The organism is Desertihabitans aurantiacus (genome assembly GCF_003344635.1).
In the GTDB taxonomy this organism is placed as follows: Bacteria; Actinomycetota; Actinomycetes; order Propionibacteriales; family Propionibacteriaceae; genus Desertihabitans; species Desertihabitans aurantiacus.
This window is the reverse complement of the sequence record NZ_QPKK01000091.1, coordinates 1-13039: the sequence shown is the minus strand read 5'-3', so window position 1 is coordinate 13039 and position 13039 is coordinate 1. Positions and strand designations below refer to the sequence as shown.

Here is a 13039-nt window from a genome sequence, read left to right as displayed (position 1 = left end):
TGTGCAGACAAACAAGTCTCGGGAGTCGTCGGTCCCGGTGGTGCCCTGGTCGGAGTTCGAGCGGCTACGTGGCGCGGTGCACGCCCAGCTGGGCGGAACGGTGCTCGACCTCGGCGCGGGCGACGGCAGCCGGCGCCGACCGCTGCCGGCCGCGCGGCACTGGATCGGGCTCGAGCCGGACCCGCGGCTCGCCGCCCGGCTGCGACGACGCACCTCCGGCTCGGACCGGGTCCTGGAAGCCCGGGCCGAGGACGTCCCGCTGCCCGACGCCTCGGTCGACGCCGTGCTCTGCAGCTTCGTGCTGTGCTCGGTCGACGAGCCGGCGACGGCGCTGGCCGAGGCGCAGCGGGTGCTCGTCCCCGGCGGCGTCCTCGGGTTCGCCGAGCACGTCGCGGCCCCGCCGGGCACCCTGCGTCGTCGCCTGCAGCGGCTGGTCACCCCGGCCACCCGCCTGCTCGACCACGGCTGCCACCCCGCCCGCGACACCGAGACCGAGCTCCGCCGCAGCGGCCTCGTGCTCCGCTCCTTCCAGCGGCTCGAGGTGCCGGTCGTCGCAGGCTGGCGCGTCCCCGTCCTCCTCGGCCTCGCCACCCGCCCCTGACCCGCTGTATGCCGATCCGGCCACGGGCGGCGTGTCGCGGCGCGTCTCCCCCGGCGCCGTCTCCTGCGTACCCGATCCCAGGGCGAGCGGCCCCGAGCCGGCCCCGGCGGGCCTCCCGGGAGCGGACCTCGTCGAGGCGTGGTGACGGGCCGGTCCGCGCGGATCCGGCACCGGGTGCCCAGCCGCCGGCCCTGAGATCGTGTACGCCGCGCCGGGGAGGGGCCGGCGACACGCCGCGACACGCCGGCCGCGACCCGATCGACAGACGCGCGGTCAGGGGGCGGTGGCGCGGATGAACAGCTCGGTCAGCTCGGCGGTGAAGGCGTCCGCGTCGGCGTGGTCGTCGGTGAGGAAGCGCTCGCGGTAGCCCTCGGCCGAGCAGTGCAGCGCCTGGGCCATCACGTCGACGTCGAAGGGGCGGAAGGCGCCGCGCCGCTGGCCGTCCCGCAGGATCTCGGTGAGCAGCGTGGGAGGCAGGGCGGTGGTGCGGCCGCGGCCCGTCAGCGCCTCCGCGGCCCCGGTCGCCAGCAGCCGCCAGACCGCCGCCACCTCGTCGCGGTGGGTGTCCTGGTAGCGGACCAGCTCGGCCAGGTAGGCCCGCAGCCGCGCGACCGGGTCGTCGCCGGCCTCGGCGACCCGGGCCGCGAGGGAGGACCCGAGGCTGGTGAGGATGTGCTCGACGACCTGGCTCATCAGGTCGGTCTTGTCGGTGAAGTGGTAGCTGATCAGCCCGGGGCTGGAGAGCGCGGCCTCGGAGGCGATGCTGGTGAACGCCGTCCCGGCGGGTCCGTGGCGTGCCAGCAGCCGGATGGTCGCCTCGACGATCTGGCGGCGACGCTCCTCCCCCGCGCTCGTCCGCCGGCGCTGCGGGAAGCGGGTGCTCGACATCAGCGCTTCCGCGACGCCCCGGCCCCGCCCCGGTCGGCGGTGCCCGGGTCGGCGTCCGGGTCAGGGGCGTCGGCGCCCTGGCGCTCGTCCCGCTCGGCCCACTCCAGGAGGGTGTCGAGGCGGTGCGGGGTGGCGTCGATGTCGGCGTGCAGGTCGCCCAGCTCGGCGAACCGGGCGGGGACGGTGGCGATGGTGAAGTCGTCGGGCTCCACGTCGTGGACCTCGTCCCAGCGGATCGGCGTGGACACGGTGCCCCGTGGGTTGCCGCGGACGGAGTAGGCGCTGGCGATGGTGTGGTCACGGGCGTTCTGGTTGTAGTCGACGAAGAGCGCGGCCGGATCGCGGTCCTTGCGCCACCAGGTGGTGGTGATCTGCTCCGGCGCCCGGCGCTCCACCTCACGGGCGAACGCCCAGGCGGCGCGGCGGACGTCGGCGAACCCCCACTCGGGCTCGATCCGGACGTAGACGTGCAACCCGCGCCCGCCCGAGGTCTTCGGGTAGCCGGTGATGCCCAGCTCGTCGAGCACCTCGGAGGTGAGGTGCGCGGCCCGGCGGACGGTGTCGAAGGTGCAGTCCGGCATCGGGTCGAGGTCGATCCGCCACTCGTCGGGCTTCTCGGTGTCGGCCCGCCGGCTGTTCCAGGGATGGAACTCCACCGTCGACATCTGCACCGCCCACACCACCTGCGCGAGCTCGGTGACACAGAGCTCGTCGGCGGTGCGGTTGTAGCGGGGGAAGTGCACGCGCACCGTCTCCAGCCACGGCGGGGCCCCGTGCGGCACCCGCTTCTGGTGCACCTTCTCCCCGTCCACGCCGGTCGGGAAGCGGTGCATCATGCACGGCCGCTCGCGCAGCGCGTTGACGATGCCCTCGCCCACCGACAGGTAGTACTCGACGAGGTCGAGCTTGGTCTCGCCGCGCTCGGAGAAGTACACCCGGTCGGGGTTGGTCACCTTGACGACGCGGTCGTCGACCTCGATCTCGACCGCCGGGGAGGACGCCTTCGCCATACCTCACCCTAACCATGGGCGACCGCCGGGACCGGACCGTCGGTGGCCGGGTGGGGACGTGAGCGTCAGCCTGCGGGTCACGATGGCTCACGAAGTGCCATCCCTGGAGGAGCGTGCGGCCGTTGCACTACGGTGCTGCCGGGCACCTGCGGGGGCAGGGCGCCGCTTCCACCTCAGCAAGGAGCCCGCCGATGCCCCCGCCCACCCACCGTCCCCGGTCCGTCCTGGCCTGCGCGGCCGCTGCTGTGACGGTGCTGCTGGCTGCGGTGGGGGCGGTCCCGGCTCTCGCGATCACCTCGTCCGGAGGTGCGGGGCGCCCAGGGGAGGCGGTCGCGGTCGAGCTCGTCAACGAGCGGCCCCAGCAGGGGCCCTGGCTGGTACGCGCACCGGCGGGCACCACCTTCGCCGCCACGCCGAGCGTCCAGGGCGGCGGCAGCTCCCGCTCCTCCTGCGTCGTGGTCGACACCACCGAGACCCGCTGCGTTCGCCAGGGCCGGTGGCCCGCGGGCAGCCGGCTACGGGCCCGGCTGGCGATCGCGCACACGGCGCCTGCCGGTGGCGTCACCGCGATCTCGACGGTGGGCGAGGAGACGGCCGGCTACACGATCACGGTGCTCCCGCCACCGCCCCCCACGCTCCGCGTGCCCGCGACCACCCGTGACCGGACCCCCACCCTCAGCGGCACCCGGGAGGTGCTGCCGGGGTCGGGCGGCCCGGGCCACTCGGTGACGGTCACGGACGCGGACGGACGGCGGCTCTGCGCAGTCCCGGCGGGGAACGAGGCGGCCTGGAGCTGCACCTCGCAGGAGCTGCCGTTGGGTGAGTCGGTCCTGGTGGCGAGACAGACGAGCCCCGGCGGGAGCACCTCCCCTGCCAGCGACCCGTCGGTGGTCCGGGTGGTCGCTGACGTCGGACTCGACCACCCCGTCGACGGGTCGAGCACCTTCGCCCGCGCCATCACCGTGTCGGGAACGGCCGACCCGGGCTCGGAGGTGCGGGTGACGCTGTCCGGGCGTCGGACGGTCGCCTCTGTCAGCGACCGAGGCCGCTTCACCGTCGACTTCGACGACCTCCTGCCGGGTCGGCACCGGGTGACCGCGGAGCAGCGACCGCCGGGGGGGCCCCCGTCCCGGGCGAGCATCGACGTCCTGGTGCGCGAGCTGGACCCACCGACGGTGTCCGACCCCCCGGCCGGGAGCCGGACGCAGGAGCAGCGCCCGCTGCTACGAGGTCGTGGCGAGCCGACCGCCCGTGTCGAGGTCGACCTGGCGGGACAGCGCCACACCGTGCAGGTGGACCGCTCCGGCCGCTGGAGCCTGCGGCCCGCGCACGAGCTGCCGCTGGGCACGCACCAGCTCCTGGTCCACCAGACGGTGGACGGGGTGGACTCCACGGCGACCCGCTCCCCGTTCACGGTGGTCCCGCCACCGCCGCAGCAGCCGGCCCCCCGACCCGCACCCTCGCCACCTGCCGAGCAGCCGGGAGGTCCCGTGCCGGAGCCGACTCCGGAGCGAGGTCCGGTACCCGAGCCGTCCGAGCCGGAGGTGACCGACCCGCAGCGGGATCCGGGCCAGGGGCAGCCTCCGACCCCGGCACCAGGTCCGGTACCCGAACCGTCCGAGCCGGAGGCGACCGACCCGCAGCGGGATCCGGGCCAGGGGCAGCCTCCGACCCCGGCACCAGGTCCGGTACCCGAACCGTCCGAGCTGGACGCGGCCGAGCCGGAGGGCGAACCCGGCGGGAGGCGACCCCCGACCCCGCAGCGAGGCCCGGTCCCCGAGCCGTCCGGGCCGGAGGCGGCCGAGCCGCAGAGCGAACCCGGCGGGGGTCAGCCGACCCGGACCGGTGAGGACTCCGCAGACCGGGAGCGACCCGGGAAGGACGAGGGTCCGACCACGAGCCCCTCCCCCGACGGCACCCCGCCCCCCGGCGGTGGGGCGTGGAGCACGACCCGCCTGATGCCCGTGTCGCTGACGACCGCCTCGGTGGACGTCGTCCCTGGCACCGCCTCGCGGATGTCCGGGCGGATCGGTCCGAACCCCAGCGACGAGACCGTGACGGTCACCGTGGACGGCCACCTCACCGGCGGGGTCCGCTACCGCGGCGTCTCCCTGCTCGAGGGAGGTGGTCGCTGCAGCGTCGACGGGGACCACTTCCAGTGCCGTGTCGAGCTCGGACCGGCTGAGGAGGCCACCCTCGCGATCGCGTTCCTGGCTGACGCCGCCGCCCGCTCCGACCACGCCGTCCAGCGACTCCACGTCAGCGGGGACGGCAACGGCGCCGGCGACGGTCCGGGCGCGGTCAACGCCGTGACCAGCGTCCTCGACCTCACCGGAGGCGCTCCCACCGACACCGAGACCCTGGCCCGCAAGGTGTCGGAGTTCCCCGGATCCTTCGTCGTGGTCCTCGCCCTGTTCCTGTTCGCCCTCGCCGCCACCCTGGCCGAGCGCGGGCGCTGAGCCTAGGAGCCGTTGATGTCCCACACCTTCCCCGACGCCGACCTGACGACCCCCGAGCAGCACCCTCGGCGGCGCCGCAACCCGGCGCCGACCATCCTCCTGACGGTGGCGGTCCTGCTGGCCCTCTACTACGTGGTCGTCGCGCTCTCCGGCGTGCTGCAGTCCACCACCACGGTGCCGATCAGGGGGTCTGAGCCCCGCTCCGGGGACTACGTCACCCTGCAGATGCGGACCGAGGACGTGGACCTGACCAACCGCACCATCCAGGCCGCCGTGCTGCCCATCCCGCACGGGAGCCTGGTGGGGGCCAAAGCGGGGGAGATGTCGCAGAACCTGCGCATCGAGGTCCTCAGCGGTGGGGTGACCAGCTCGGTGGTGACCGTCCCGGGCGAGTCCGTGGTCGACCCGACCGCGCTCACCCTGAGTCTGCAGCGCGGGGACTCCGCCTACCCCTTCGACGAGCCGTTCACCACCTTCCAGATCTCGGTGACCAACGACACCACCGGTGCCGACGTCCCCTTCGAGGTCGTGATGGAGAACGCCGCCCGCCCGTGGACACTCCACGGCCAGATGACCCCGGCCCGAGGACAGGCCGGCGCCGCCTCCTCCCTCACCCTGGAGGGGGCACGGGACCCGCTCAGCATCATGCTGGTCCTCTTCTACGTGCTCGCCATCCTCCTGACCACGCTGATGGCGGTGGTGACCGTCGGCACGGCCCTGGTGAAGAGGGAGCTGGAGTTCAGCAACGTCATCTGGCTCTCCGCCACCTTGATCTCCTTCCCCGCCCTGCGGAGCGCCATGCCCGGGGCCCCGCCGATCGGTACCGCGATGGACTACATCGTGTTCTTCCCCTGCATGTCCCTGATCGCCTGCCTCCTGGTGTGGACGGGCTTCCACCTGCTGTGGCGCGAGAGCGCCCTGCTGCGACGCCGGCACCTCGACACTCCCGAGGAGCAGTGAGCAGCACGTAGCGCACGCCGCCCGGGCTGCGCGGCGCCCAGGTGCGGACCGACCTGAGCCGGTCGCTCCGATCAGGAGAACGCCGACAACCCTGCCGCCACGGCGAAGCCGAGCACCGTCGCCAGACCGGCCACCTCGCGGGCCTTGGCGGTGGCCTCGGGGATCATCGAGTCGGTCAGCATCACCAGCAGCGCCCCGGCGGCGAAGCCCTGGATACCGGCCTGCCAGGAGGGCCCGACGACATCGGCCAGCGCGAACCCGCCGAGGGTGGCGAGTGCGGTCACCGCGGTGACGCCCACCCACATCAGCAGCACCCGCCCGCGGGGACGTCCGGCCCCGCGCATGTCGGAGGCCGACCCGATCGCCTCGGGCAGGTTGGAGACGAACACCGCCACCAGCAGCGAGACGCTGATCCCGCCGCCGGCGGCCAGCCCGATCCCGAGCACCGCCTGCTCGGGGACGCCGTCGAGCAGCGCGCCGAGGGCCAGCGGCGCTCCGGCCGACCCGCCCCCTCCGCGTCCACCCAGCCGCTGCACGCCTCTGTCGGCGAGGAAGAACGCCAGCGCGCCGACCGCCAGGCCGACCGCGACCGGCACCGCCCCGGCCAGCCGGAACCCGTCGGCGACCAGGTCGAAGGTGACGCTGGCCACCAGCGCCCCCGCCCCGAAGGCGAGCACCACCCCCACCACCCGGTCCGACCAGCCGCGCACCACCCCGAGGACGGCGCCGAGGACCAGCGACGAGGCGGCGAGCAGACCCCAGCCGAGCGCAGCGAGCATGCCCGTGCGCTACCCGGTGAGGGTGGCCTGGAACCGCAGGATGCGCTCCACCGCGCGGTCGACCGCCTCGGCACCCGGGGCCAGCGAGACCCGGACGTGGGTGCCGCCGGCGACCGGGTCGAAGTCGAGGCCCGGGGTGAGGCCGACGTCGTGCTGCTCGAGCAGTGCGGTGCACCAGGCGCGCGAGTCGGGGTGCGGGCCCAGCACCGGGGAGATGTCGGCCCAGACGTAGAAGGCGCCGTCGGCGGGCGCGACGTCACCCCAGCCCAGCTCGCCGACCCGGGCCAGCATCCGCCGTCGGGCCTCGGCGTGCGCGGCGACCGCGACCTCGGCCTCGGCCAGCGAGTCCGGCTCGAAAGCGGCCAGGGCGGCGTACATCGAGGGCACCGGCGGGCAGAGGGCGTAGTTGCCGGCCAGCGCGTCCACCGGCCCGACCAGGTCGTCGGGAAGCACGGCCCAGCCCAGCCGCCAGCCGGTCATCCCCCAGTACTTGGAGAAGGAGGAGACCACCACCGCGGTCGGGTCGTGCGCGAGCGCGGAGACACCGGGAGCGGGCGGGTCGCCGTCGGGAGGGGTGGACGGGTCGCGGTCGGTGATGCCGTGGTAGATCTCGTCGCTGATTAGGCGGACGCCGGCGTCGGCGCACCAGCGGGCGAGCGCCGCCATCCGGTCGGCGTCGAGCATGGTGCCGGTGGGGTTGGCCGGGGAGGCGACCACCAGCCCGTCCAGCGGGCCGGCGCCGTCCAGCAGCTCCGGGGTCGGCTGGTAGCGCTCGGCCGGGCCGCAGTCGAGCTCGACCACCTCGCACCCCAGGCTGGACAGGATGTTGCGGTAGGCGGGGTAGCCCGGACGGGCCAGCGCGACCCGGTCGCCGGCGTCGAAGGCGGCGAGGAAGGACAGCAGGAACGCGCCCGAGGAGCCGGTGGTGAGCGCGATCCGGTGCGCGTCGACCTCGAGGCCGTAGCGCTCGGCGTACCAGCGGCTCAGCCGCTGCCGCAGCTCCGGCAGCCCGAAGGCGGCGGAGTAGCCGAGCCCGACGCCCTGCTCGAGCGCCCGGACCAGCGCCGCCCGGACGGGCGCGGGCGCACCCTGGGACGGCTCGCCGACGCAGAGGTTGACCACGTCGCGACCGGCGGCGCGGCGGCGGGCGACGGCGTCCAGGACGCTCATCACCTCGAACGGCGGCACCTGGCCGCGGGCCGAGGCGGAGCGGGCGCCGGCCCGGAGAGCGGGACCCACCTCAGAGCGTCTCGGGCAGCCCGAAGCGGTCGAACAGGGCGCGGTCGAAGAAGCAGGCGACGTGGTCGATGCCGTCCTCTCCGACCGACAGCACCTGCAGGTGGAAGCGGCGGTGCACGCCGTCTGGCCCGCGCATGTAGAGCCCGAACGCCGGCTGGCCGTTGGCCACGGTCCACCGGATCCGCATGTCGTCGGCCTTCTCCGCCGGGCACCGGGTGGCGACGAGGGTGCCGATCTGCTCCCGGCCGGAGTACCAGCCCTCGAAGGGCGGCATCTCCCAGGAGGCGTCCTCGGTGAGCAGCGAGACGATCTCGGCGATGTCGTAGCGCTCGAAGGCCTTGGCGTAGCGCTCCACCAGCTGCTGGGAGCGCTCGTCCAGGCTCGCCTGCTCCCGGCTGGACGGCATCTCCCGGCCGTCCATCCGCGCCTTGGCCCGCTGCATCGCGCTGTTGACCGCCGCCACGGTGGTCTGCAGCACCTCCGCGGTCTCGATCGCGCTGTAGCCGAGCACCTGGCGCAGCACGAGCACCGCCCGCTGCACCGGCGTCAGGTGCTGCAGGGCGGCGACGAAGGCGAGCTTGATGCTCTCGTGGCCGACGGTGACCGCGGCCGGGTCGGGGTCGGGGGCGTCGGCGGCCCCGGGCCACGGCTCGAGCCAGGTGGCCTCCTCCCGCACGACCAGGTCGTCGCGGGCGTCGGAGGCGGGAGCGCCGAGGCCGGTCGGCATCGGGCGCTTCTTGCCCTTCTCCAGCGCGGTCAGGCAGGCGCGGGTGGCGATCGAGTACATCCAGGTGCGCAGGCTGCTGCGTCCCTCGAAGCGCTCGTGGGCCTTCCAGGCGCGCAGGTAGGTCTCCTGGACCAGGTCCTCGGCCTCGTGCACCGAGCCGAGCATCCGGTAGCAGTGCGCGGTCAGCTCGCGGCGGAGCGGCGCGACCAGCTCCATGAACTCGCCGTCGAGCTCGGGGGTGGTCGTCGGTGCGGAGGACGCGGCTGCGACCCCGGTGGTCTGCGGCATGGGCCGACTCTAGCGCCGACCTCCGACGCTGTCGTGGGTTCTTCCGGACACCCTGCCCACACTTCCGGCCAGCGCGCTCAGTCCTCGTCCAGCCGCTGCAGCAGGTCGACCGCGGCCTCCATGTAGCCGCTGATCCACCGGTCGTGGATCCGCTTGATCGGCAGCGGCGCCAGCGACAGGTGGCGCTCCCGCCCGACCTTGCGCCCGGTGACGAGCTCGGCCTCCTCGAGGACGCGCAGGTGCTGCAGCACCGTCGTGCGGTCGAGGTCGGGCAGCTCGGCGCAGAGCGCGCCGACCGTCCGCGGGGACGTCCGCAGCGCGTCCAGCATCCGCCGCCGTACGGGCGAGGCGAGCGCCTTGAACACCCGGTCGTCGTCCTCGTGGCTCTTGCCGGGCTCCACTGACATGTTGTAAAACTACAACATGTCTACCGACGCGTTGCACCAGCTCTCCTTCACCGTGTCCGGGCGGGTGGCCCGTCCCTGCGCCGAGGTCTACGAGGCGGTCGCCGATCCCGAGCAGCTCTCCCGCTACTTCACCACCGGCGGCGCCCGTGGACGCCTGGAGGCGGGCGCCGAGGTGACCTGGGACTTCGCCGACTTCCCGGGCGCCTTCCCGGTCACCGTGGTGCAGGCCGACCCGCCCCACCGGATCGTCGTCGAGTGGGATGGCGAGGCGACGGCCGGTGGCACCGGCACCACCCGCACGGTCTTCGAGTTCGAGCCGGTCGACGACGACACCCGCACCCTGGTGACGATCACCGAGTCGGCCTGGGAGCCGACGGGCGACGGCGCGAAGGCGGCCTTCGGCAACTGCGAGGGCTGGACCGGCATGCTCGCCGCGCTCAAGGCCTGGGTGGAGCACGGCATCAACCTCCGCGAGGGCTTCTACCGCTGAGCGAGCTCGGCGGCCGCTCGTCAGGACGTGGTGCGGGCGAGGAACCCGCGGACCAGCGGGACCACCTCGTCGAGGTGCGTCTCCAGCAGCCAGTGCCCGCCGCCGAGCAGGTGCAGCTCGGCCCCGGGCAGGTCGCGGGCGTAGGCCCGCGCCGAGGCCTCCGGCATGTAGCCGTCGTGCGGACCCCACACGATCAGCGTCGGCGGGCGGTGCTCGCGCAGGTAGGCCTGCTGGGCCGGCATCCACCTCAGCGTGGACGGCTGGTCCTCCAGCAGCCGGACCAGGTTCGCCAGCCGCTCAGGGGTCGACATCAGCGCCCAGTGCAGCGTCCACAGGTCCGGGCTCACGCGGTCGGCGATGTCGACGGGCAGCTCACCGGCGAACTCGTCGCGGAAGCCCTCGAGGGTGACGTGGGCGGCGATCGCCCGGCGGGCGTCCGGGCCGGGGTGGTCCCACAGCCGGCGCAGCCCGTCGTACTTCGGCCCGAACGCGTCGGGGTAGATGTCGCCGTTCTGGATGACCAGGCCGAGCACCCGCTCCGGGGCCGACAGCGCGAGCTGGAAGCCCAGCTGCGAGCCGTAGTCGTGCAGCCAGACCGCGTAGCGCTCGAGCCCGAGGACGTCGACGAAGTGCTGCAGCCAGGCGGCGTAGGCGGCGAAGGTGTAGCCGAAGACGTCGGCCGGCGGGGTGTCGCTGTGGCCGAACCCGGGAAGGTCGGGGGCGATCGTGCGCCACCGGTCGCCGAGGGCGGCCATCAGCCCCCGGTAGACGAAGGAGGACGCCGGGTAGCCGTGCGGCAGCAGCAGCACCGGGGCGTCGGCCGGCCCCGCCTCGCGGTAGGCGGTGCGGATGCCGTCGACCTCGACGACGCGGTGGTGGACGGGGCTGGTCATCCGGCTCCTCCTGGGGGGCTCGGGTCGGGGGCCTGCACGCCGGCACCCAGCATGGCCGCCCGCCGCGCCTACCGGTAGGGCCGCGCTGTGCGGGCGGCACGGCGTCGTGGGCGTCCTCACTACACTCCGGGGCCATGGACACCGACCCGAGTGACAGTCCCGGGCGTCGCAGCTCCCCGCTGCGACGCCACCCCTCCCGGCGCTCCGCCCCCGGACGCCCCTCCCCCGCCCCGACCGGAGCTGGTGCGTGATGGACGTCCTGCTCAACTCCCTCATGGTGCTGCTGTTCGTCCTGATCGGCGGCGTGTTCGCAGCGACCGAGATGGCGCTGGTCTCCCTGCGCGAGGGCCAGATCCGGCGCCTGGAGCGCACCTCGAAGGCGGGCCGCAAGGTCGCCGCCCTGGCCAAGGACTCCGGCACCTTCCTCTCCGCGGTGCAGATCGGCGTCACCTTCGCCGGCTTCTTCTCCTCCGCCTTCGGCGCCTCGACGATCGCCCCGAGCATCGCCCCGCTCTTCGTCAGCCTGGGGCTGCCCGAGGGCGTCGCCGCCACCGTCGCGCTCGTCGTGATGACGGCCCTCGTCTCCTACCTGTCGCTGGTGCTGGGCGAGCTGGTGCCCAAGCGGATCGCGCTCTCCCGCAACGAGAGCGTCGCCACGGTCGTCGGGCCGCCGCTCAGCGGGTTCGCGGTGCTGATGAAGCCGCTCATCTGGATCGTCGACGCCTCCTCCGCCGCGATCCTGCGCCTGATCGGCGTCAACCCCGACGACGACTCCTCCGCTATGAGCGACGAGGAGGTGCGCGACCTGGTCACCAGCCACGAGGGCTTCGACCGCGCCGAGCGCGACATGGTCGAGGACGTCTTCCAGGCCTCCGACACGCTGCTGCGTGAGGTGATGCGCCACCGCCGCGACGTGGTCGCGCTGCGCGACGACATGACCCTGGCCGAGGCGGTCGCCTTCGTCCGCCAGCAGCCGCACTCGCGCTACCCCGTCTTCCACGAGACCATCGACGATGTCGTCGGCTTCGTGCACATCCGCGACCTCTACGAGGCCGCCGCGACCGCCGGTCCCGAGGCCGGTATCGCCGAGGTCGTCCGGCCGGTGCTCGAGCTGCCCGGCACGGCGACGCTGGTGCCGGCGCTCAACCACATGCGCAGCTCGGGCCAGCACCTGGCGATGGTCATCGACGAGTACGGCGGCACCGACGGCCTGGCCACCTTGGAGGACCTGCTCGAGGAGCTGGTCGGCGAGATCTGGGACGAGCGGGACAGCGCCGAGCACCGCGAGGAGATGCAGCTGCACGACTCGCGGACCTTCGACGGCCGGACGACCCTGGAGGACTTCGCCGACCGCACCGGGGTCACCCTGGCCGAGGGCCCCTACGAGACGGTCGCCGGCTGGATGCTGTGGCGCCTGGGCCGGCTCGCCGCGACCGGTGACGTGGTGCCCATCGCGGCCGACGACACCGCCGACCGCGCCGACGACGAGTCGGTCGACATCCGCTACCAGCTGGAGGTCGTCGCGGTCGAGGGCAGCCGGATCACCACCGTGGAGCTGCAGAAGACCACCGTCGACGCCTGAGCGGCCTGGCACCGCGGGCGCCGCAGCACCCGACCGGGGGTCAGCGCCCGCGGACGCCCTCCTCCTCGAGCCGCCGACGCACCAGGGCGTCCACCCGGCGCCAGGCCGGCGAGACGGCGTTGGCGGCCTCCTGCAGCAGGTCGGCCACCGGGTCCGGCCCGACCGGCACGGGCAGGACGCGGTCGGGGTAGCGGGCGAGCGTGGCCGCCACCACCCGGTCGGCGAGGGCGCGCACCTGCGGGTCGTCGGGCGGCAGGTCGCGGGCCCGGTCGAAGTCGAGGTACAGCTGCTGCACCGACGGATCCGTCTTGGCCTGTCGCTGGTCCTCGAGCAGGGCGGCCGCCCGCTCGCCGTAGCAGGCGTGGGCCATCACCCACAGGTCGGCCTCCATCGCCACCCACGCCTCGCTCAGCCCGATCCGGCGCAGCTGGTCGAGGTAGGACCCGACGCCCGGGGGGAGCACGCCGTCCGGTCGACCGGTCAGCCGCCGCAGCTGCTCGTGGGCGGCACGCAGCGCCTCGATGCGCTCCAGCAGGTCCTGCTCCACCGTGGCCAGGGCCGCCCGGAAGGACGCGGGGTCGGCCGCCAGCAGTCCCGGCACGTCGGCCAGCGGCACCCCGGCCGCGGCCAGCGCGCGGACGCGGACCAGCGCGGCGACGTCGGCGGCGGCGTAGCGACGGTAGCCCGACGCGTCGCGGGCGGGCTCGGGCAGCACG

General features: G+C 74.3%; 13 protein-coding genes. 5 read left to right on the top strand and 8 right to left on the bottom strand.

Annotation, left to right across the window (positions count from 1 at the left end; genetic code table 11):
• Positions 1–601, top strand: a 601-nt coding sequence (locus DVA66_RS09360) for a class I SAM-dependent methyltransferase (protein ID WP_157973929.1), incomplete at its 5' end; no start/stop codon positions are given.
• A gap of 273 nt (positions 602–874) precedes the next feature.
• On the opposite strand, the gene DVA66_RS09355 is transcribed toward DVA66_RS09360, so the two are convergent.
• A complete protein-coding gene (locus DVA66_RS09355) occupies positions 875–1489 on the bottom strand; it encodes a TetR family transcriptional regulator (RefSeq protein ID WP_114559843.1) in 615 nt (204 codons plus the stop codon).
• A complete protein-coding gene (gene ligD, locus DVA66_RS09350) occupies positions 1489–2499 on the bottom strand; it encodes a non-homologous end-joining DNA ligase (RefSeq protein WP_114559842.1) in 1011 nt (336 codons plus the stop codon). Before ligD ends, DVA66_RS09355 begins: the two co-directional genes overlap by 1 nt.
• A 191-nt stretch (positions 2500–2690) precedes the next feature.
• Here ligD and DVA66_RS09345 point away from each other — a divergent pair, with 191 nt between their 5' ends.
• Together DVA66_RS09345 and DVA66_RS09340 are read left to right on the top strand one after the other, a co-directional pair.
• Positions 2691–4958: a hypothetical protein gene (locus DVA66_RS09345; protein ID WP_114559841.1), complete on the top strand. Its 2268-nt coding sequence runs from the start codon at positions 2691–2693 to the stop codon at positions 4956–4958.
• A 15-nt stretch (positions 4959–4973) separates the two neighbouring features.
• Complete coding sequence (locus DVA66_RS09340) at positions 4974–5918, top strand: DUF4436 family protein (RefSeq protein ID WP_114559840.1); 945 nt, start codon at positions 4974–4976, stop codon at positions 5916–5918.
• Positions 5919–5989: 71 nt separating this feature from the next.
• On the opposite strand, the gene DVA66_RS09335 is transcribed toward DVA66_RS09340, so the two are convergent.
• From DVA66_RS09335 to DVA66_RS09320, 4 genes are all read right to left on the bottom strand, one after another.
• Positions 5990–6697 (bottom strand): ZIP family metal transporter, encoded by a 708-nt coding sequence (locus tag DVA66_RS09335; RefSeq protein ID WP_114559839.1) that lies wholly within the window; start codon positions 6695–6697, stop codon positions 5990–5992.
• A gap of 9 nt (positions 6698–6706) precedes the next feature.
• Entirely contained in the window at positions 6707–7936 is a 1230-nt protein-coding gene (locus DVA66_RS09330; RefSeq protein WP_232821867.1) for a pyridoxal phosphate-dependent aminotransferase, read from the bottom strand.
• Position 7937: 1 nt separating this feature from the next.
• Positions 7938–8951 (bottom strand): sigma-70 family RNA polymerase sigma factor, encoded by a 1014-nt coding sequence (locus tag DVA66_RS09325; protein ID WP_114559838.1) that lies wholly within the window; start codon positions 8949–8951, stop codon positions 7938–7940.
• 77 nt (positions 8952–9028) lie between these two features.
• The gene (locus DVA66_RS09320; protein WP_114559837.1) at positions 9029–9358 is read right to left on the bottom strand and encodes an ArsR/SmtB family transcription factor; all 330 of its coding nucleotides are present in this window, start codon (positions 9356–9358) and stop codon (positions 9029–9031) included.
• A gap of 16 nt (positions 9359–9374) precedes the next feature.
• Here DVA66_RS09320 and DVA66_RS09315 point away from each other — a divergent pair, with 16 nt between their 5' ends.
• The gene (locus DVA66_RS09315) at positions 9375–9848 is read left to right on the top strand and encodes an SRPBCC domain-containing protein (protein WP_114559836.1); all 474 of its coding nucleotides are present in this window, start codon (positions 9375–9377) and stop codon (positions 9846–9848) included.
• 20 nt (positions 9849–9868) lie between these two features.
• Here DVA66_RS09315 and DVA66_RS09310 read toward each other — a convergent pair whose 3' ends face one another.
• Positions 9869–10741 carry an alpha/beta fold hydrolase gene (locus DVA66_RS09310; protein WP_114559835.1) on the bottom strand — a complete coding sequence of 291 codons (873 nt, stop codon included), beginning with the start codon at positions 10739–10741 and terminating at the stop codon, positions 9869–9871.
• A 250-nt stretch (positions 10742–10991) separates the two neighbouring features.
• Here DVA66_RS09310 and DVA66_RS09305 point away from each other — a divergent pair, with 250 nt between their 5' ends.
• Positions 10992–12323, top strand: coding sequence for a hemolysin family protein (locus DVA66_RS09305; RefSeq protein WP_114559844.1), 1332 nt, complete (start codon positions 10992–10994; stop codon positions 12321–12323).
• Between the two features lie 40 nt (positions 12324–12363).
• On the opposite strand, the gene DVA66_RS09300 is transcribed toward DVA66_RS09305, so the two are convergent.
• A partial coding sequence (locus tag DVA66_RS09300) for a helix-turn-helix domain-containing protein (RefSeq protein WP_157973928.1) occupies positions 12364–13039 on the bottom strand: 676 nt, incomplete at its 5' end.

Coding starts and splice junctions, on each gene's coding strand:
- DVA66_RS09355 (WP_114559843.1), bottom strand. CDS start 1,489: ATGTCGAGCACCCGCTTCCCGCAGCGCCGGCGGACGAGCGCGGGGGAG.
- DVA66_RS09340 (WP_114559840.1), top strand. CDS start 4,974: ATGTCCCACACCTTCCCCGACGCCGACCTGACGACCCCCGAGCAGCAC.
- DVA66_RS09325 (WP_114559838.1), bottom strand. CDS start 8,951: ATGCCGCAGACCACCGGGGTCGCAGCCGCGTCCTCCGCACCGACGACC.
- DVA66_RS09345 (WP_114559841.1), top strand. CDS start 2,691: ATGCCCCCGCCCACCCACCGTCCCCGGTCCGTCCTGGCCTGCGCGGCC.
- DVA66_RS09335 (WP_114559839.1), bottom strand. CDS start 6,697: ATGCTCGCTGCGCTCGGCTGGGGTCTGCTCGCCGCCTCGTCGCTGGTC.
- DVA66_RS09320 (WP_114559837.1), bottom strand. CDS start 9,358: ATGTCAGTGGAGCCCGGCAAGAGCCACGAGGACGACGACCGGGTGTTC.
- DVA66_RS09305 (WP_114559844.1), top strand. CDS start 10,992: ATGGACGTCCTGCTCAACTCCCTCATGGTGCTGCTGTTCGTCCTGATC.
- DVA66_RS09310 (WP_114559835.1), bottom strand. CDS start 10,741: ATGACCAGCCCCGTCCACCACCGCGTCGTCGAGGTCGACGGCATCCGC.
- DVA66_RS09315 (WP_114559836.1), top strand. CDS start 9,375: ATGTCTACCGACGCGTTGCACCAGCTCTCCTTCACCGTGTCCGGGCGG.
- ligD (WP_114559842.1), bottom strand. CDS start 2,499: ATGGCGAAGGCGTCCTCCCCGGCGGTCGAGATCGAGGTCGACGACCGC.